Here is a 20,082-nt window from a genome sequence, read left to right on the forward strand (position 1 = left end):
ACCTCAATTATTTCACTTACTGTCTGCTTATTTTAATTGACTATATTTCTGCATTTAAACGTAATTTAAAACCGTTAGGTGATGTATAAATGAATTTAGATCGCTTTTGCCAATTATTCGTTATTAGTTTATTGCCTTTGCTGGTATTACCCTCAAGGTTATTAAACGTTGGCTTTTTTCTTGCTATGGTTTGTCTTTTTCTTGCTATTTTTCTGAGATGTTACCGTTGGGCAGTTTTAGGCATAATAATAGCGATCAGTTATGGGCAAATAATACAAATGGTTACACAAGCGAATAAGGTTCAGGCAGGAAAAGAACCGATTGTGATTACAATTACACAAATCTTAAAGCAAAGAGAGTACCGAACGGCGATTGCAGAAAATGATAAAGGAGAACGGATTTATTTGAACTGGCAGGCTAAATTACCGTTACAACTTGGCGGCCGTTATCAAGTAATGTTAAATAGCCGCCCAATTTCAGGTCGTTTTAATATTAGCAATTTTGACCGACAAAAATGGTATTTCAGCCAAAAAATAATGAAAATTGCTACAGTAAAGCAAGCAATATCGTTAGACGGTGAGCGTAAATTACTTTGGCGTAATCAATGGTTTGAACGAGTGCTAAAAAAAACTGATCAGCTTGTTTCACAAGGGTTATTATTGGCGTTAGCGTTTGGGGAACGTGGTTGGTTGTCATTAACTGATTGGCAACTTTTTCAACAAACATCAACGGCACATCTGATTGCGATTTCAGGATTACATATTGCATTGGCTTTTGGGTTTGGAATTTGGTTCGCTAAAGCTATTCAGTGGCTTGGGTGGCAGACAAACTGTTTACAAGCGGTGAGATCATCACAACTTTTTCGTATAATTATTGGTTTTACCGTCGCTATTGGTTATAGCTATCTAGCTGGTTTTTCAGTGCCAACGTTGCGTGCCATTGTGGCAATCAGCCTTGTGTTAGGTTTACAACTATTACATCGTTATTACACGCCTTGGCAATATTGGTGGCGAACTGTGGCATTGTTATTGTTATTTGACCCAATGAGTTTATTATCAGATAGTTTCTGGCTTTCTATCTTAGCTGTTGCTAGTCTGATTTTATGGTATCACTATTTCCCTTTTCGCTCGTTTTTACCCGAAAAATACAAAAATATCCGTGGCGTTGCTCGTTTTTTCTTGGCGTTATTACATTTACAAGCGGGTATTTGGCTACTATTTTTACCTGTCCAGCTCTATTTTTTTGAAGGCATTTCCCTATTTTCATTATTAGCTAATTTATTGATTGTACCGCTGTATAGTTTGGTACTCATTCCTTTAATTTTATTTAGTTTATTAACAGATAATTTCTTTGCGACTTGGCAACTTGCTGATTGGCTAGCTCAAGGAAGTCTTTTGTTATTAAAACCGTTAGCTCAATATTGGATAACATTAAGCAATGAGCAACAATGGCAGTTGATGAGCTTTAATTTCTTTCTACTTATTATGTTATGGGTATATCAAAATGGGATTAAAAAATGGATTTGGCTGAGTATTTTTCCTTTGCTATTTAACCGCTTGCCGATGGTTTTCCATACTATTTTTCCCTTACCTGAGGTTAGATGGGTGAATTTTGATGTAGGACAAGGGCTTGCAATGGCGTTGATTTATCAAGAACAGAATGAACGAAAGGCGATTGTCTATGATACAGGGGCGAGTTGGCAGGGTGGTTCAATGGCAGAGTTGGAAATCATACCTTATTTACAGCGACAAGGTGTAATCCTTGAGGCATTATTTGTTAGCCATTCGGATAACGATCATTCAGGTGGTGTGCCAGCGCTGTTGCAACAATACCCAAATACACAGCTGATTTTATCACAGCAGTCTGGCTATAAACGTCCAGTGGAACACTGTATTATCGGCAAAACGTGGCATTTTGGTACGATTTCCTTACAAAGCATTTATCCAATATCATTACCGAAACGAGCTGAGAATGCCGATTCTTGCGTATTATTAGTTGAAATTGGGAAATATCGACTGCTATTTACTGGCGATAGTGGTCGCCAGCAAGAACAAATATTTGCTCAATCTATCGGCAAAATTGATTTTTTGCAGGTAGGGCATCACGGTAGTAATACCAGTACTAGCCATAGTTTGTTAGCGAAAGTAATGCCCACAGTTGCTATTATTTCGGCAGGGCGTTGGAACCCGTGGAAATTACCCACTAAGCAGATTAATAAGCGGTTAGAACAGTACCAAATTTTGCAGTTTAATACGGCAAAAGTAGGTATGGTGAATGTAGATTTCTATCCAGATTATTATGAAATTACCACAGGCAGACATCCATTTAGCCCGTGGTTTCGAGAGTATTTGGGATCGCCCTAAGTTAAAAAATATTAAGGAATATCGTGCAATGCATTAGGATTTTTAGTAATAAACATCGCATCGCCATAGCTAAAAAAACGATATTGAGCAGAAATAGCGTGCTGATAGGCTTGCATACAGTTTTGATAGCCTGCAAAGGCAGAGACTAACATAATCAATGTAGATTCAGGTAAGTGAAAGTTAGTGACTAACGCATCAACCACTCGAAATGTTTTGCCTGGGTAGAGAAAAATGGTGGTGTCTGAATAAAATGGGGCGATCAATTCACCATTTTTTTCAGCAGCCTGTGCAGCACTTTCGATAGAACGTACAGAGGTTGTGCCAACGCAGATAACTCGTTTCCCCTTAGCTTTTGTGGCTAGAATTTGATCGACCACTTCTTGGCTCACTTCTGCATATTCAGCGTGCATTGTATGATCTTCAATGGTTTCAACTCGAACAGGTTGAAAAGTGCCAGCACCAACGTGTAGAGTAACAAATGCCGTATTTACGCCTTTTTCTTTGAGTGCTTGCAGTAGGGCATTGTCAAAATGTAATCCTGCTGTTGGTGCTGCAACTGCCCCCGGTACTTTATTATAAACAGTCTGATAGCGTTCTTGATCAGCATCTTCATCGGGGCGATCAATATAAGGCGGAAGTGGCATATGTCCAGCTTGCTGTAATAATTCTAGTAGAGGTTGTTGTTCATTAAACTGGAGCTCAAATAAGGTATTGTGGCGAGCGATCATAGTGGCATGTAATCCATTACCTTCACCTAATTTATCTTCTCCTAAAATAATTTCCGCCCCCTCTTTTAGGGCTTTAGAAGCACGAATATGAGCTAAACAACGGTGTGAGTCAATAATGCGCTCGACTAAAATTTCTAATTTCCCACCGCTTATTTTTCTACCATAAACCCGAGCAGGAATAACCCGTGTATTGTTAAAAATGAGCAGATCACCTGAATTGATATAGGAGAGCAGATCGGTAAATTGTTGATCGTGATATTCCCCTGTTGGACCGTCTAAATAGAGTAAACGGCTAGCAGTACGGTTAGGCATTGGGTAACGAGCAATGAGTGAGTCGGGTAATTCAAAATGAAAGTCGGTTACAAGCACAGTATTTCCTTAAATATAGAAGTGTAAGAAAAGTGGCAAATTATCGCTTAAATCGAACCGCTTGCAAAGGTTCAAGTTGTGATAATAGGTTATCAATACCTAGGCATAATTTGTAGCGGTCGTGGCGGTAGGAAACATCATCAGCGTGTAAATCTTGTCGTAATATTTTTATATGATCGGGTACTTGATCCGTTTCTTCTAAGGTAGTAATTACCCCATTTAGGCGTTGTTTGCCGATATGATTTTCCAGCCATTGAATACGATCGTTTAATGAAAGCGTGCCAGCAATGCCGTGCTCTTTACCTATATTATCAATAAAAATCACTAGGGCGTTGCTTTTGTTGATGGTTTGTGCGATTTCGGTTAAGAGTAAATTGGGCATAATACTCGTAAAAAAACTACCTGGGCCAAGAATAATTAAATCAGCTTGGTTGATTTCAGTAAGAATTTCAGCAGTCGCAGGCACAGTCGGGACAAGAGAAAGAGAAGTTGGAAGCTGTTCTAAAGCATCAATAGAGACCTCTCCTACAATAGTTTCACCATTTGCTAAGTGGCTTGCAAGATGAACAGGCATTTCAGACATCGGCATTAACCCTACTTTCACACCTAATAAATTACGCACTAAATTTAGCCCGTCAAGGGGACGAATTTCCATATCTTCTAGGGCATTAAGAATTAAATTACCGAGATTATGCCCTGCAAGTTCGCCACTACCACTAAAACGGTATTCAAATAAAGCAGATGCAACGGTAGGTTTGACAATAATTTGAGTTAAACAATTACGCAGGTCCCCCCAAGCAATGCCACCGTGATGAGAACGAATTCGTCCAGTTGATCCACCATTATCAGTCGTTGCCACAATACCCACTAGCCTTTCTTTAAGAAAAGAGAGGGCGGAAAGTAAACGCCCTAACCCGTGTCCGCCGCCGAGTGCGATGACTTTATTTAATTGAGAAAGGTTTGGGTGGTGGGGGAAGTTAAATTTCTCAGACATAACAAATCCTATGTAAACCTGTGCAAAATAATGGGGAAATCAGACCGCTTGTTTACTACTTTCAAGGGGAAGCGCATTTAATACCGCTTTTACCAGTGTTGCAAGTGGAATGGCAAAAAATACTCCCCAGAATCCCCATAATCCGCCAAAAAATAGTACAGCAACAATAATTGTCAATGGATGTAAATTAACCGCTTCGGAAAATAGAAATGGCACAACGATATTTCCATCTAAGAGCTGACTAATCACAAAAGCGAACAAAATATAATAGAAATCAGGTGAAAGCCCAAATTGAAATAGGGCAACTAATATTACGGGGACACTTACCAATACCGCTCCAATATAAGGTACGAGTACGGATAGCCCGACTGCAACTGAAAGAAGAAGCGGGTAGTTTAGACCAAAGAAGAGAAAGATAGCATAAGTCGCCACACCTACGATTAAAATTTCTAAAAATTTACCTCGAATATAATTAGCAATTTGTTGTTGCATTTCTTTCCATACGCTTGTCGCTAAACGGCGGTTTGTGGGTAGAAATCGGCTGAATGTATTGATGAATTGGGCTTTATCTTTTAGTAGGAAAAAGACCATTAGAGGGACTAAAAAGGCGTAAATACCTAGCCCAACGAGGCTAACTAATGAATTAAGCGAGAAGGTTAATAAAGAATCGCCGAAACCAAGAATTTTACTTCTTACCGTATTCATTATGGAGTCTAACATTGCATAGTCAATCACTTCGGGGTAGTGTTCTGGTAATGTTTGTAGCCATTCGTTTAATAAATTAAACATTGAGGGTAAATCTTTAAAAAATCTGACCGCTTGATTCCATAATGTTGGAAGCATTACGCCAAAGAGAAATAGCGAAAGTGAAATAAACCCGCCCAGCACAATTATTAAGCTAATGCCTCGAGGTAAGTTTAATTTGTTAGTTAAGAAGTGGATTGGCCACTCTAATAAATAAGCAAAAACAATCGCTACTAATAATGGCATTAAGAGATTGCTAAAAAAATAGAGTGTGCCGAATCCAACTAGTAAAATAGCCAATAGGACCGCAATTTGTGGGTCGTTAAATTTCTGTTTATACCAATTTTTGAAGATTTCAAACATTGCGGTTTCCTATGTTTATTATTTTTGGCTACATACGGCAATAAATCCGAGTTTTTTATCAGGATCATTAAATGTGTGAAACATTTTCTTGAATGTTTCTCGATTTTCTGGCTTTAATGCATTGCTCACAATTTTCATTGCACCCATCACACCTTCATCGTAAATTAACCCTTTGGGTGAAAGTAGGCTCATTTCACCACTGAATGTATCTACGTTACGAAACCCGCAGGTTACAAAGGTTTCTTTCCAGTCTTCTTTGGTTAGTGGGGTAACGGTTGTTTTAATCGCCTCTCGTAAATCAGCTAACAGCGCTTCTGTATCTTCAGTGGCGGAAGTAGATAACATTACATCTTGAGTCAGTAAAAAACCATTAGGTTTGAGTACCCGCAGATATTCACGAATTGCTTTTTGTTTGGCTTCATTAGGAAGCATAGTCAGCATCGCTTCGTTAATTACAATATCAAAACTGTTATCTTCAAAGGGCAATTTTGTTGCATTAGCCCGTTGAACTTTCACTAGCTCTTCAACTTTATTCTCTACAATATTCTGACGTGCTTTTTCCAGTGCTTCTTCATCAAGATCAACTCCAATGACGTTACATCCAAATTGTTTCGCAATTTCAATTGCTGTTGTTCCCATATTGCAGGCAACTTCTAATACTTTTTTATTTTTACGGAAATCACCGTTAGCAATTAGCCAATCCGTTGCGAGTTTGCCACCTGGACGTAAGCGAGTTTTTCCTAAACGAGCTAAGAAATGGTGTCCAATTTCTTCTTTTTTCATATACCACCTCAATTTGCAAAAATATGAATTATCTAGCCGCTTGTTATTGTATAAAGGGGAAGATAATAAAGAGATTATACAGATTTTTCCATTAAATGCTCATACAAAACAAGGGATTTTTGCTAAAATTCATAGACTTAATAGAGCCTAGTGTTGGTTATGATAAAGAGTTAGTAATTAGAGCAACAGCTAGCTTAAATGATAGGCAATATTCACTGATTAAATAGGGGGCATATACCGTGAGTAAAATAATTCTAACTGCCTTAGATGATAATGACACCTTTTGGTTTGATCATCTTGTTCCATTTTTGCTTAGTTTAAGAAAAACGGATTATAGCGGGGAGATTGGTATTATTTCCTACGGGCTATCATCAATAAAAGAACAATTACTTATTGAAAATGGTTGTTTAGTTTTTCAAGCACCAAGAAAATATGAAAGGATTTATATTGATCGTCAATGGGCGGCTGCAGAAATTGCAAAAAAATATGATTATGTTGCCTTGTATGATACCGATATTTGGTTTCCCCATTCACAACTTTCGCTGTTTGATGAAATAAGCGATTACCAGAAATTATACTGTGCTTATGATGTGGCTTATGGTGATTTTATTGAGAAGCCCGCCTATAATGGGCAACAAATTCGAGCATTGATGCAAAATTTTCTCCATCAACATAAAAAGGTATGGCAGGTTGGTGTTGTTGCAGGACATCAGCAGGCTTGGCAAGCCTATCAACAATATATAGAAAATGCCTTGTTACGTTCAGATTTATTCAGCCAAGAGTATGGTATTGATAGTTTATTGATGTGTTTATATTCAATGGAATATGACGGTGTCGCCGTTTTACCCGAATATTATAATTGCACTCCAGCAGGTGGAAATTTGAGATACAGTAATTTATCTGCAAGCGGTGAGTTACTGGAAAATAGTGTATTTACTGTGAATAATCAACCTGTTCAAGGATTACATATTACAGGGCCTTTTCGTTTATGGGATCGTAATTTTTATGAATATAGCTACCATAATGGTCTGGATTATTTTTCACAAGGAAAAAACTATTGCTTGAAAAAATCCCCGCAACAGGCATTGGATTTTTCATCGCTTATTCACTTTTGCCACCAATATTTACCCCAAAATAGAGCGTTGGTATTAAAGCAAATTTTGTCTGATGATGCTGTTCATTGCTCATTAGATGGAACAGATCTGATTTTAACGGCAGGGGCTAATACGCAAATTTTACTATGTAATACTCAATCGCAAGAGATTGAACTGAAATTTGCAATTTTAGGTAGGATAGATAAATCTATTCCCAAAGGGCGTTTTATTGCCCATAACAATAAATCACCTACAATTTGGACATTAAACAAGTGGCAGACAGTGTATTTAAAGCCGAATGAAGAGATCGTGTTGGCATCTTATGATATTGATACTAACGCTGGCATTAACTGGCGATTACATAATATAAAATTAGTAGAAAGGTAAATAGCCCAAAATTTCCGTACCTAACTATTGAGCTAGGTACGGGATAATTCTGTTAGGTTATTCCCACTCAATCGTTGCAGGTGGCTTACCAGAAACATCATAAACAACACGGGAAATACCGTTTACTTCATTGATGATACGATTTGAGATTTTGCCTAATAGATCATAAGGCAAATGTGCCCAGTGAGCGGTCATAAAATCAATGGTTTCAACGGCACGGAGAGAAACAACCCAGTCATATTTACGCCCATCACCCATTACGCCAACGGATTTTACGGGGAGGAAAACAGTAAAAGCTTGGCTAACTTTGTAGTACCAATCAGCAGTATGTAACTCTTCCATAAAAATAGCATCAGCTTTACGCACTAAATCACAATACTCTTTTTTTACTTCGCCAAGCACCCGTACGCCCAAGCCTGGACCTGGGAATGGGTGGCGGTTGAGCATATCCGCAGGTAGTCCAAGAGCTAAACCAATTTTACGCACTTCGTCTTTAAATAGCTCACGCAGGGGTTCAACTAAGCCGAGTTTCATATAATCAGGTAAACCACCCACATTATGGTGCGATTTGATTACGTGGGCTTTTCCTGTTTTGCTAGCAGCCGACTCAATCACATCAGGGTAAATTGTACCTTGTGCTAACCATTTGACATTGCTAAGTTTTTTCGATTCATCATCAAATACATCAACAAACACTTTGCCGATAATTTTACGTTTTGCTTCAGGTTCATCAATGCCTTTTAGGGCATCTAAGAAGCGGTTTTCTGCATTGACGTGAATGATATTTAACCCAAATTTATCACCAAACATCTCTAGAACCTGATCGGCTTCATTTAAGCGAAGTAAGCCGTTATCTACGAAGACGCAATGTAATTTTTTACCGATGGCTCGGTGTAATAGTAGAGCAGTTACTGAAGAATCAACCCCGCCCGATAAGCCTAGAATTACTTCATCATCACCAACTTGGGCTTTAATTCGAGCAACGGCATCTTCAATAATGTTTTCGGCTGTCCAGTTTGTTTGACAACCGCAAATATTCACCACAAAATTTTTCAGTAGTGCTAAACCGCTTTTCGTATGAGTAACTTCAGGGTGGAATTGTACACCGTAGAAATGGCGAGTTTCATCAGACATTGCAGCAATTGGACAGGTTGGTGTTACGCCTGTAATTTGGAATTGTTCAGGCAGTCGAGTTACTTTATCGCCGTGACTCATCCAAACATCTAAAGTCGGATCACAAGCGGTGAGATCATCATTAAGTTTTGCAAATAATGCGTCTTCTTGTTTAATTTCAACTTGTGCGTAGCCAAATTCTCGATGATCAGAGGTTTCAGTTAGGCCGCCTAATTGCATTGCCATTGTTTGCATACCATAGCAAATTCCCAGTACAGGCACGCCTGCGTTAAACACATATTCAGGTGCTCTAGGGCTGTTATCTTCAGTGGTGCTTTCAGGACCACCTGAAAGAATAATCCCCGTAGGATTAAACTCACGAATATCTTGTTCGCTTACGTCCCAAGCCCAGAGTTCACAATAAACCCCAATTTCACGCACACGGCGAGCGATAAGTTGGGTATATTGTGAGCCGAAGTCTAAGATTAAAATTTTATGATTATGAATGTTTGTCATTTTTTGCCTTTGTGCGAATAGTATTGAGTTAAATTATATAGAATTTAGTTGAAATTGATTAAACCAGTTTACATAGTCAAATTGGTCATAATAGCGTTTGCCATTTAAACCTGTATATTCAAAGAGATCACCGACCATTTCATTATGCTCAAAACCTGAAATATAAAAACTGCTTTTAATTTCAGGGTAGGGTTTATGGGTAAACACGATTTTATGTTTAAACGGCAGTTGGTCAAATTGAGTAAGATGTTCCTGTGTGCAATTATCCCGATCTGTCATAATGATAAACAGGTTATCTAATTGCATTCGTTTTGTACGAATTTGCCATTTCTGGCGAGCTTCTTGTTCATTTTTATAGTGCATAAAATGAATTTTGATATCAGCTAATTGACCAACAGGGTAGGGCTTATCTGTTGGTATAAAGGTGAGCGGTTGGCGTTGATAAAATTCAATATTTTGCAGATAGCGAATAAAATTATCGGGCGTTAAATAGAGATTAACAAAGGGAGAATTAAACTGCATTTTCAAGTCGTGCAGGAGAAATCCGCCTGTACAATTACTTGAGATAATCGTCATCTCTTTATTAATGAGACGTTGCTGGTTTTGCTGATTGATAGAATTACGCAAATAATCGTTCAGTACCTTAGTTAGTTTCTTAAATAATACCATTGACTATTTATTCCCCATTTTATTGTAAAAATTTTGAATAACTTACCGCTTGTTAATAAAAATTAGGGCTACAAATAGGCTTTGCACCAATACTGTTAGTATAGCTTAAATGCCAAATGTGTGGATCAATTTTGCGATCAATAAATTGCTCTTTAGCCTTAAATTGATGGGCATTGGCTTGACTAATAATAAAGTGAGCAAAGGGCTTTTTCTTTTCATCAAGTAAGGTAAAAGTATTTGGCTTTTCTTTATGTAAATAAACTGTTTCGGTAGTATTTAAACGATAGCTATCTTGCATACATTCGTAATCGTAAATTTTAACCATACCGGTTGGATAAAATTTAATCACCCGATGAATATCTTCAACGGGGGTCATTGCCCAGTAGCCTTTATACATTGTTGGAGCGAGATCTTTTTCCACAAATTTGAGTGATGTACTACAACTTGTTAGAACAAGGGTAGTGGAAATTAAAAATAATGGTTTCATTTGCGTCCGATAAAATCCCCCTAATAAAGGGGGAAAAATAAAATTAGTTAGTCCGATAGTTCGGAGCTTCTTTAGTGATAGTAACATCATGAACGTGGCTTTCTTTAATGCCAGCACCACTAATACGAACAAATTGCGCTTTAGTGCGTAATTCTTCAATAGTGGCACAGCCCGTTAGGCCCATACAAGAACGTAAACCGCCCATTTGCTGATGAATAATTTCTTTTAAGAAACCTTTGTAAGCAATTCGCCCTTCAATACCTTCTGGAACTAATTTATCTGCCGCATTGTCTGATTGGAAATAACGATCACTTGAGCCTTTTGACATTGCCCCAAGGGACCCCATTCCTCGGTAAGATTTATAGGCTCGCCCTTGATAGAGTTCGATTTCACCAGGCGCTTCTTCTGTTCCTGCAAACATTGAGCCAACCATAACACAGGATGCTCCAGCCGCAATGGCTTTGGAAATATCACCAGAGAAACGAATACCACCGTCAGCAATCACAGGAATACCACGATCTTTTAGTGCTTCCGATACATCGGAAATTGCTGTAATTTGTGGAACCCCGACGCCTGTTACGATCCGAGTGGTACAAATTGAACCTGGACCTATACCGACTTTTACTGCACTTGCGCCGGCATCGGCTAAGGCAATAGCACCTTCAGCGGTTGCAACATTACCTGCAACAATCGGTAGCGTAGGGTATTTTGCTCTGGTTTCTCGTACACGTTGTAACACGCCTTCAGAATGTCCGTGGGAAGAGTCGATTAACAATACATCAACCCCTGCTTTCACTAATGCTTCAATTCTTTCTTCATTTCCTGGTCCTGCACCAACTGCTGCACCGACACGTAAACGTCCAAATTCATCTTTACAGGCGTTCGGTTTCTGTTCAGCTTTTTGGTAATCTTTTAAGGTAATCATTCCTTTGAGCTTGAAGTGATCATCAATGACTAACACTTTTTCGACGCGGTGTTCATGCATTAGGTGGAAAATTTCTTCACGGCTTGCATTTTCTTTGACTGTAACTAAACGTTCTTTAGGTGTCATAAAATCAGCCACTGTTTTGTTTAAATCAGAGATAAAACGTGTATCTCGCCCTGTGATAATGCCAACTAAGTTATCTTCTTTATCGACAACAGGGAAACCTGCAAACCCACTTTTCTTTACAACTTCGCTTAATTCTGCAAGCGTAAGAGTGGGGGAAACGGTAACTGGTTCAGACACAATGCCACTCTCAAATTTTTTCACTTTACGAACACGATCTGCCTGACGCTCAATAGTCATATTTTTATGAATAAAGCCAATACCGCCTTCTTGTGCAAGAGAAATAGCAAGCTTAGTTTCTGTCACTGTATCCATTGCAGCAGAAAGCATTGGGATATTAAGGGTAATTTCTTTTGTGAGTTGAGTTTTAAGACTTGCGGTATTAGGTAGCACGGTAGAGTGTGCAGGGACAAGAAGCACATCGTCAAATGTAAGAGCTTCTTTGATAATTCGTAGCATTACAATATTCCTTTATTATGAAAAATTAAGATGGGAAAATTGCGAGCGGATTATACAGAGGTTAAGTGAGTTTGTAAATTGCAACAAAGGTATAAAAATAAAAAGCCAGAAAGTTTATTTTCTGACTTTTTATAAATGTGTAGATTGCTCAATTAGCTCAAATGTATTGTCAATACAAGCGGTCTAATTCTTGAATATTTTTGCAATCAATGGGATTAATATTAAATAGATTATTTGTGAAATGATTCCTTCAAGTGAAGCGTAGAAACCAATGATTTCAATATTCGGTAGATCAATCAAATGACGTGGAATTATTTGAGTAAGCTGTAAAGCATGAATACTCACCCCTAAAATTTTAAAGCCTAATCCATAGATAAGCAAGGTCATCACTTTAAATAGACGGTGCATTGGCAGCCGTTTACTCGAAAATGACATTATTAAAGCAATAATGCCTAGTAGAGCTATGGCTAAACCTAGTCCAATCATTAAATCTTGAGTTGAAATTAGTGGTAACATTCCTGCATAAAACAGGATAGTTTCTGCCCCTTCACGAAAAACAGAAAGAAAACTTAGGCTAAGCATTGGGATTAAACTGCCCGCTACCAAAGCATTTGCGACTTTTTTATCGATAAATTTTTTCCAGCCTTGCATTGATGATTTGCTATGTAACCAAGCTCCAACAAAGAGCATAATGACTACAGCAATAACACCGACCGCGCCTTCTAAAACTTCACGGTGAGTTCCTGCCGAAATAGCTGGAAAGAGCTGCTGTAATGCTACTGCTCCGATAATGCTCGCTCCTAAACCAAGCCCTGCACCTGCGTAAACCCAACGTTTTGCCCGTGGTTGGTTGGTCGCATTTAATGTGGTGAGTAATGCCATTATAATGAGCAGGGCTTCAACACCTTCTCTTAATAGCACTAGCATAGCATCTATAATGCCGTAACTACCCGTAATATCCAAGTGATTGAGATCATCAATCATTTTTTGGAATTTTTGCATATTAGCAGGTTCATTACCTTTAACCATAATAACAGGAAGATCACTTTCTACTCGGGTATAGAGAGCGCCATCACGAGTGCGAACATCACCTTCAAATACAGGCCATTGTTGAATAAAAAGGGTAATATCAGCTTTTGCTTGCTCTATTTGATTATTTTCAAATTTGGCATAGCTTTTTTCAAGCAATTTAATCCCTGAGGGTAAGGTTTGTGGAGCATCTGCTCCATTATTTGCGACTTGTGGTTGTAGCACATTGCCCGCTTTGAAATCAGCTAAAGCATTTCCTAAAACGCTCACTTGTTTTTGCATTTCCGTAAAGTTTGCAGGTTCAGACAGCATTGCGATGCGTAATAATGTCATTGCTGTTTCAATTTGCCCATAATGACCAAGGCTAGTTTCCCGCACTACTTTTTCATTGGCAGACCAAATCGTATTAAATTGTTTAAATACCGTTTCTATCTGCGTTAGATCAGCAGAATAAATAGCATTCTCAAGTTGCTGATAAATAGGTAAGACACGTTTAGCAAATTTTTGTCGTTGTTGAGCATAATCAACAGGATTTTGCTCTTTCTCAAAAAGATAGAGTGCTTTGGCAAGCTGTTCTAAATGAGGGAGAGAGGTATTAGTAGTTGCTACATCTAATGCCGATTTAACTGCTTTTCCTGCATCAGAATTATGGCTAGGGATTGCTTCAAATTCTTGCTGTAAAGCGGTGAGATAAGGCTCAGATTTTGTAATTTCACCTTTTTTAACTTCTTCCATTGCATCAGAGAGATGTACAAAAAGAGAACTGGTTTCAACTTTCGCATAAGCACAAACGCTCAGCGTTATGCTGAGCGTAAAAAGTGCAAGAAAGTAGTTAAATTTGATCAAACAAGGCTTTACCCAAGTAATCATTTTCATCTTTTACTCCTGCAAAACAAGCAAATAAACCACTGCCAATATGAGTGATGTATTCATTCATTTTATCGATATTTCCTAATTTATTTTGAATTTTGATAAATTGATCGGGATCTTTTTGGAATGAAATAAATAATAGCCCTGCATCAAATTGCCCTGTTGTTGGATCAATGCCACTTGCATAAGAGAACGAACGGCGAAGAATATGGCTTTTTGCTTGTTTAGCCAGATTGATATGAGCCACATCTGAAATCAGTGGTTTCCCGTTTTCATCTGTTTTGGTTAAATCAACAGGATCAAATTCGTGTTTCATTCCTAATGCTGCACCTGAATCACGGTAGCGACCAAATGTTTCTTCTTGCCCTGCTAAGTTAGTTCTATCCCAAGTTTCAAGGTGCATTTGAATGCGTCTTGTGACTAAAAAAGTGCCATTTTTTAGCCAATCATTTCCTTGATACCATACTTCGTTATTTAATTCTTCAGCTTTAGGGTTTACTGTCCCATCTCGATAACCAAATAAATTTCGAGGGGTATCTGAATTTTCAAAAGAGTTAAAGCCCGATTGGCTCCAACGCATTGTAACAAGTGAACGAGCAACTCGAACTAAATTGCGTATAGCGTGAAATGCAACTTGGGGATCATCCGCACAAGCTTGAATACAGATATCGCCTTGTTCATATTGAGGACGTAATTGATCACGAGGGAAGTGAGGAAGATTTTTTAACAGACTAGGTTTAAGTTTTTGGATACCTAATTTATCAAAAAAAGTTGGGCTAATACCAAAGGTTAGGGTGAGATTATGTGGATTTAGACTATCTGCTTCACCTGTATCATTTGTCGGCACATAAGGATTATTGCCATAAGGTTTTACATTTTTACCTGAGGTTAAATTTGCACTATATTGTGTCCATATTTTAAACATTTCTTTGATTTTTTCGATCTCTTTAGTATGTAAATCAAGAACGATAAAATAAATATGTTTTTGTAATGGAGTAGCAACACCTTGTTGGTGTAAGCCATAAAAAGAGTGAGATTGTAAATTAGATGTTGTTTCACGTGGAGTTAGTGCATAACTGCTAGTGCTAGCGATTAAGCCAGCACTAATCAATGTTGCGTGTTTTAAAAAATCCCGACGTGTATTTTGTTGTTGATTACTCATCAGAAAATCCTTATTTATCAAGTAATACGCCTATTTGTGCAAGGGGTTCACCTAATTTATTTACTGCTTCAGCTAATGCTTTAATTTCTTCTTTCGAGAGTTTGTCGTAGCCAACATAATCATATCCGCCTTTTGCTCTATTGTGCTTATCAAGTAACATATTCACTTCAGCAAAACGTTCCGCAATTTCTTTGACTAATTTAGGTGCTTTTTTCTCAAGCTGAGGTTTAAATAATTCATAGATTTTTTCTGCCCCTTCCACATTTGCTTTAAAATCGTATAAGTCTGTTTTAGAGAAAATGTCCTCTTCACCAGTTACTTTTGTTGTTGAGATTTCATTGAGCAAATCAACTGAGCCTGTAATCATCAGTTCAGGAGTAACTTCTGCAGTTGGAATTTTAGCACGCAATTCTTTAACGTCTTTAAGTAATTGATCTGCAACAGCTTCAGTACCTTTGGTTGTATTTTGTTCCCAAAGTATTTTTTCAATTTTGTGGAAGCCAGACCAATCTTTTTCTGTTTTTCCTTCTTCCGTTAAATCAGCTAAACGGGCATCAATACGAGGGTCCAAATCACCAAAACTTTCTGCAATTGGCTCAGAACGTTCATAGTACATTCGAGCAATTGGGTAGATATTTTTTGCTTGCTGAACATCCCCAGCTTTTAAATAACCAACAAATTTTTCGGTATCTGTTACAAGTTGATCAATCTGAGCTGTAACAAATGCTTTGTAGGCTTGTGTTTCTTTTGAGAAATCAATAGCATAAACAGAGGTCGCTAGAAATAAGCTAGAGACGGTTATAGCAAGTGATTTTAGTTGCATAGAAAGCTCCTTAAGTTAATTTTCAAATTATAATCCTAAATAAGATTTATTTGCGTTAAATTAGCTTTATCTTTCTTAAATTGCAATTAAATTTACGAAAAAACGGTATGAAGATCTTTTTTTAGCCATTTAAATAATATTTTAAAAAAAGAATTTGACAGAAAAGATAAATTTCGTAAAATGTGCCACGTTTTTAAGTAAAACCTATTTATGCGGGAATAGCTCAGTTGGTAGAGCACGACCTTGCCAAGGTCGGGGTCGCGAGTTCGAGCCTCGTTTCCCGCTCCATTAAATTTTAGGCGTGTTAGCAAAGCGGTTATGCACTGGATTGCAAATCCATGTAGCTCGGTTCGACTCCGGGACACGCCTCCATAATTCACTATTCATAGCAGTTCAAAACAATAAAACAACTCAATTCATAAAAATAGTAATCATATTAGTAAGTGATTGTTTTATATTTAATCAGTCCATATTCTTCTAAATAATTTTCCCATTGGCTAATTACTGGAATACATTGTTTAAGATAATCGTGTCGATTATAGATTGCCCCAAGATCATCATCAATTTTATGAGTAAGCACTTTTTCAGCTGTATTTTTTCAATACTCATATCTGCTATAAGTACGAATAATTGAACGAATTCAGTGAACGGTAAGAGTTTTGTAATAGCTATTTGGTTTTGCTGGATCTTGAGAACAAATTAAATATATTTAAGCTGTTCTCTATATGTTTTAATTACGTCAAGTTCAGCGAGTAGTCGCATCATTGATAAAGAGTTTAGTTAAGAATCCAATCTAATATTAGAGGTTATTTTGTAAAATAAATACTTTAAGTAATATACATATTAAAATTATGGGAGAGTAAATCTGCTTCAGCCATTTTCAAATGGCTATTACATTTATATAGATTAATTTAGAGTCTATATTTACTAAACTTACCAAATATGGCATTGTGTTTTGCATAATAATGATAAAATAAAGGATCAATTATGCAATACATTACATTTGCCAATCAAGGCGTCCAAGCTCTCTATCCTTACCAAGCGGGTAAACCTATTGAAGAATTAGAACGTGAGTTAGGTGTAACGAATATCGTTAAATTAGCTTCAAATGAAAATCCGTTTGAACTTCCTGAAACTGTAAAGCAAGCAATAACAGCTCAATTAACGGAATTAACACGTTATCCTGATTCAAATGGATTCTATTTTAAAGAGGTTATTGCAAAAAAATGGGGCGTAGCTGTTGAGCAAATTACGTTGGGGAATGGTTCTAATGATTTGTTAGAGCTTGTTGCTCGTACTTTTGTTGGAGAAAATGAAGAAGTTATTTTTTCACAATATGCATTTATTGTATATCCTCTTGTTGCTCAAGCAATAAATGCTAAGTCGATTGTTGTACCAGCAAAAGACTATGGCCATGACTTAGACGCATTTTTGCAGGCAATTACTAAAAAAACAAAACTCATTTATATTGCTAATCCAAATAACCCTACGGGGACATTTTTAACACATCAACAATTAGCTCAATTTTTAGCGAAAGTGCCGAAAAATGTGGTGGTTGTGTTAGATGAAGCCTATACCGAATTTACTCAACCTGATGAGCGGGTAGATTCTTTTCAACTTTTGCAACAACATTCAAATTTGGTAATTTGTCGTACTTTGTCAAAAGCCTATGGCTTAGCAGGTTTACGCATTGGTTATATGATTTCAAATTGTGAAATTACGGATTTGTTTAACCGAGTTCGTCAGCCATTTAATTGTAACAGTTTGGCATTGGCAGCGGCAATTGCTGTTTTTCAAGATGATGAATTTATCAAAAAAGTAGCGGAAAATAATCGTTTGCAGATGGCTCGTTATGAGCAGTTTTTTGTAGAAAAAGGATTGACATATATTCCATCAAAAGCGAATTTTATTACCGTTGATCTCAAACAACCAACTTTGCCTATTTATGAAAAATTATTAGCACAGGGTGTGATTGTTCGCCCAATAGCGGTATATGGTTTACCAACACATTTACGGGTTAGTATTGGATTACCTGAGGAAAATAGCCGTTTTTTTGATGCGTTATCGACTATTTTAGGTTAATGCAAGCGGTTAGATTTCAGCAATACTTTGCTTATTTGGAATGATATTTATATGGAAAAACTTATTTTAAATCCGATTACTCAAGTTGACGGTGAAGTTCATTTACCGGGTTCAAAGAGCTTATCTAATCGAGCTTTATTATTAGCGGCGTTAGCAGCGGGTACAACTAAAGTAAAAAATTTATTAGATAGCGATGATATTCGTTATATGTTGAATGCATTGAAAGAGCTTGGAGTAAATTATCAACTTTCAGAAGATAAAACTGTTTGTGAAATAGAAGGAGTTGGTGGTGCTTTTAATATTCAAAATGGATTAGCGTTATTTGTTGGGAATGCAGGTACAGCAATGCGACCTTTAACAGCGGCTCTTTGTTTAAAAGGAAAAAGCGAAGCTGAGGTGATTTTAACAGGCGAACCACGAATGAAAGAACGCCCGATTTTGCATCTTGTTGATGCTTTACGTCAGATTGGTGCAAATATTCGTTATTTAGAAAATGACGGCTATCCGCCTATTGCGATTCGTAATACGGGATTAATGGGAGGGAACGTTAAAATTGATGGGTCCATTTCTTCGCAATTTTTAACAGCGTTGTTGATGGCTGCACCGCTTGCAGAAGGTGATATGGAGATTGAGATTATTGGTGATCTAGTTTCTAAGCCTTATATTGATATTACCTTAGCAATGATGAGTGATTTTGGTGTTACTGTTGAAAATAGACAATATCAACGTTTTATTGTTAAAGGAGATCAATATTATCGTTCGCCAAATCATTATTTAGTTGAGGGTGATGCTTCTTCCGCCTCTTATTTTTTGGCTGCTGGAGCAATTAAGGGGAAGGTAAAAGTTACGGGGATTGGAAAAAATTCAATTCAAGGGGATTGTTTATTTGCCAATGTACTGGAAAAAATGGGGGCCAAAATTACTTGGGGTGAGGATTTTATCCAAGCAGAACAAGCTGAGTTACAAGGTATTGATATGGATATGAATCATATTCCTGATGCTGCAATGACTATTGCGACAACGGCTTTATTTGCAAAAGGAGAAACGGTAATCCGTAATATCTATAATTGGCGAGTGAAAGAAACAGATCGATTACACGCAATGGCAACGGAATTACGCAAAATTGGAGCAGAGGTGGAAGAAGGGCAAGATTTTATTCGAATCCAACCGCTTGCATTAGATAAATTCAACTTTGCAGAAATTGAAACCTACAATGATCACCGCATGGCAATGTGTTTTGCGTTAATAGCGTTGTCTGAAACGGCGGTTACGATTTTAGATCCAAAATGTACGACTAAAACATTCCCAACATTTTTTGCTCAATTTGAACAGATTAGTCAGCGGATAATTGGGTAACGTATAGATTTTTATACTATATATTCCGCAATTGATAATTACTTCAAATGTTTTTTAGGTTATGGTAGTATCTTGATATAAATTTAATCATATTGTACTCAAGGAGCTTATTATGTATAAACATATTTTAGTTGCAGTAGATCTTTCTGAAGAAGGTGTTACTTTACTTCGTAAAGGTGCAAAAATTGCAGAAAAATATGGGGCAAAATTATCATTAATTCATGTTGATGTGAATTTTTCAGATCTGTATACGGGATTGATTGATATTAATATGTCTGAAATTCAAGATTCAGTTGCAGGCGAAACACAAAAAGCTCTAGAAGAATTGGCTAAAAAAGTTGATTATCCTGTCTCAGAGCATTTAAATGGTAGCGGTGATTTTAGTCAAGTACTAGAGGATGCGATTGAAAATTATCAGATTGATTTATTGGTTACTGGGCATCATCAAGATTTTTGGAGCAAATTTATTTCATCTACCCGCCAAGTTATGAATAATATTTCAGTTGATATGTTAATTGTGCCATTAAGCAATAATTAATGCTTATCTGACCGCTTGCCATAATAACAAGCGGTCAGTTGATAATTTTTTATCTATTTCTATAAATTGTTTATTTAAAATAGCAAAATAGATAAAAAAATGTGT

At 37.2% G+C, this 20,082-nt stretch carries 17 protein-coding genes and 2 tRNA genes; 7 read left to right on the forward strand and 12 right to left on the reverse strand.

The annotated features are described in order from the left end of the window. Positions 1 to 89: 89 nt before the first annotated feature. Positions 90 to 2,363, forward strand: coding sequence for a DNA internalization-related competence protein ComEC/Rec2 (locus A6B43_RS08040; RefSeq protein ID WP_124210457.1), 2,274 nt, complete (start codon positions 90 to 92; stop codon positions 2,361 to 2,363). A gap of 11 nt (positions 2,364 to 2,374) precedes the next feature. On the opposite strand, the gene queA is transcribed toward A6B43_RS08040, so the two are convergent. From queA to A6B43_RS08060, 4 genes are read right to left on the reverse strand one after another with little or no spacing between them, the layout of a single operon-like run. Then, complete coding sequence (gene queA / locus A6B43_RS08045; RefSeq protein ID WP_124210458.1) at positions 2,375 to 3,460, reverse strand: tRNA preQ1(34) S-adenosylmethionine ribosyltransferase-isomerase QueA; 1,086 nt, start codon at positions 3,458 to 3,460, stop codon at positions 2,375 to 2,377. Between the two features lie 40 nt (positions 3,461 to 3,500). After that, a complete protein-coding gene (locus tag A6B43_RS08050; RefSeq protein WP_124210459.1) occupies positions 3,501 to 4,454 on the reverse strand; it encodes a gluconeogenesis factor YvcK family protein in 954 nt (317 codons plus the stop codon). A 39-nt stretch (positions 4,455 to 4,493) separates the two neighbouring features. After that, entirely contained in the window at positions 4,494 to 5,561 is a 1,068-nt protein-coding gene (locus A6B43_RS08055; RefSeq protein ID WP_124210460.1) for an AI-2E family transporter, read from the reverse strand. Positions 5,562 to 5,579: 18 nt separating this feature from the next. Further along, positions 5,580 to 6,344 carry a class I SAM-dependent methyltransferase gene (locus tag A6B43_RS08060; RefSeq protein ID WP_124210461.1) on the reverse strand — a complete coding sequence of 255 codons (765 nt, stop codon included), beginning with the start codon at positions 6,342 to 6,344 and terminating at the stop codon, positions 5,580 to 5,582. Between the two features lie 239 nt (positions 6,345 to 6,583). Between A6B43_RS08060 and A6B43_RS08065 the strand changes: the two genes are divergently transcribed. After that, positions 6,584 to 7,825 carry a hypothetical protein gene (locus tag A6B43_RS08065; RefSeq protein WP_124210462.1) on the forward strand — a complete coding sequence of 414 codons (1,242 nt, stop codon included), beginning with the start codon at positions 6,584 to 6,586 and terminating at the stop codon, positions 7,823 to 7,825. 57 nt (positions 7,826 to 7,882) lie between these two features. Here the strand turns inward: A6B43_RS08065 and guaA are convergent, their stop codons facing one another. From guaA to efeO, 7 genes are all read right to left on the reverse strand, one after another. Beyond that, positions 7,883 to 9,454, reverse strand: a complete 1,572-nt coding sequence (gene guaA, locus A6B43_RS08070) for a glutamine-hydrolyzing GMP synthase (RefSeq protein ID WP_124210463.1) — start codon at positions 9,452 to 9,454, stop codon at positions 7,883 to 7,885. 33 nt (positions 9,455 to 9,487) lie between these two features. Next, positions 9,488 to 10,123, reverse strand: coding sequence for a DUF1919 domain-containing protein (locus tag A6B43_RS08075; protein ID WP_124210464.1), 636 nt, complete (start codon positions 10,121 to 10,123; stop codon positions 9,488 to 9,490). Positions 10,124 to 10,175: 52 nt separating this feature from the next. Further along, the gene (locus tag A6B43_RS08080) at positions 10,176 to 10,610 is read right to left on the reverse strand and encodes a hypothetical protein (RefSeq protein WP_124210465.1); all 435 of its coding nucleotides are present in this window, start codon (positions 10,608 to 10,610) and stop codon (positions 10,176 to 10,178) included. 43 nt (positions 10,611 to 10,653) lie between these two features. Then, positions 10,654 to 12,117, reverse strand: coding sequence for an IMP dehydrogenase (gene guaB / locus A6B43_RS08085; protein WP_124210466.1), 1,464 nt, complete (start codon positions 12,115 to 12,117; stop codon positions 10,654 to 10,656). A gap of 183 nt (positions 12,118 to 12,300) precedes the next feature. Then, a complete protein-coding gene (locus A6B43_RS08090; protein ID WP_124210467.1) occupies positions 12,301 to 14,022 on the reverse strand; it encodes an FTR1 family iron permease in 1,722 nt (573 codons plus the stop codon). Then, positions 13,979 to 15,178 carry an iron uptake transporter deferrochelatase/peroxidase subunit gene (gene efeB, locus A6B43_RS08095; protein WP_124210468.1) on the reverse strand — a complete coding sequence of 400 codons (1,200 nt, stop codon included), beginning with the start codon at positions 15,176 to 15,178 and terminating at the stop codon, positions 13,979 to 13,981. The genes A6B43_RS08090 and efeB overlap by 44 nt, the downstream gene beginning before the upstream one ends. 10 nt (positions 15,179 to 15,188) lie before the next feature. After that, on the reverse strand, positions 15,189 to 16,001 hold the full coding sequence (gene efeO, locus A6B43_RS08100; protein WP_124210469.1) for an iron uptake system protein EfeO: 813 nt from the start codon (positions 15,999 to 16,001) through the stop codon (positions 15,189 to 15,191). 212 nt (positions 16,002 to 16,213) lie between these two features. On the opposite strand from efeO, the gene A6B43_RS08105 reads away from it, so the two are divergent. Beyond that, a tRNA-Gly gene (locus A6B43_RS08105) sits at positions 16,214 to 16,289 on the forward strand. A gap of 10 nt (positions 16,290 to 16,299) precedes the next feature. Next, a tRNA-Cys gene (locus A6B43_RS08110) sits at positions 16,300 to 16,373 on the forward strand. Between the two features lie 64 nt (positions 16,374 to 16,437). Here the strand turns inward: A6B43_RS08110 and A6B43_RS08115 are convergent. Next, complete coding sequence (locus A6B43_RS08115) at positions 16,438 to 16,581, reverse strand: hypothetical protein (RefSeq protein ID WP_170152415.1); 144 nt, start codon at positions 16,579 to 16,581, stop codon at positions 16,438 to 16,440. Between the two features lie 407 nt (positions 16,582 to 16,988). On the opposite strand from A6B43_RS08115, the gene hisC reads away from it, so the two are divergent. The 3 genes from hisC (at position 16,989) to A6B43_RS08130 (ending at position 19,977) form a co-directional block, all read left to right on the forward strand. Next, positions 16,989 to 18,083 carry a histidinol-phosphate transaminase gene (hisC, locus tag A6B43_RS08120; RefSeq protein ID WP_124210470.1) on the forward strand — a complete coding sequence of 365 codons (1,095 nt, stop codon included), beginning with the start codon at positions 16,989 to 16,991 and terminating at the stop codon, positions 18,081 to 18,083. 51 nt (positions 18,084 to 18,134) lie between these two features. After that, complete coding sequence (gene aroA / locus A6B43_RS08125) at positions 18,135 to 19,439, forward strand: 3-phosphoshikimate 1-carboxyvinyltransferase (RefSeq protein ID WP_124210471.1); 1,305 nt, start codon at positions 18,135 to 18,137, stop codon at positions 19,437 to 19,439. A 112-nt stretch (positions 19,440 to 19,551) separates the two neighbouring features. Then, positions 19,552 to 19,977, forward strand: a complete 426-nt coding sequence (locus A6B43_RS08130; protein ID WP_124210472.1) for a universal stress protein — start codon at positions 19,552 to 19,554, stop codon at positions 19,975 to 19,977. The last annotated feature ends 105 nt before the right edge of the window (positions 19,978 to 20,082 follow it).

The organism is Vespertiliibacter pulmonis (assembly GCF_013377275.1).
Taxonomy (GTDB): Bacteria; Pseudomonadota; Gammaproteobacteria; order Enterobacterales; family Pasteurellaceae; genus Vespertiliibacter; species Vespertiliibacter pulmonis.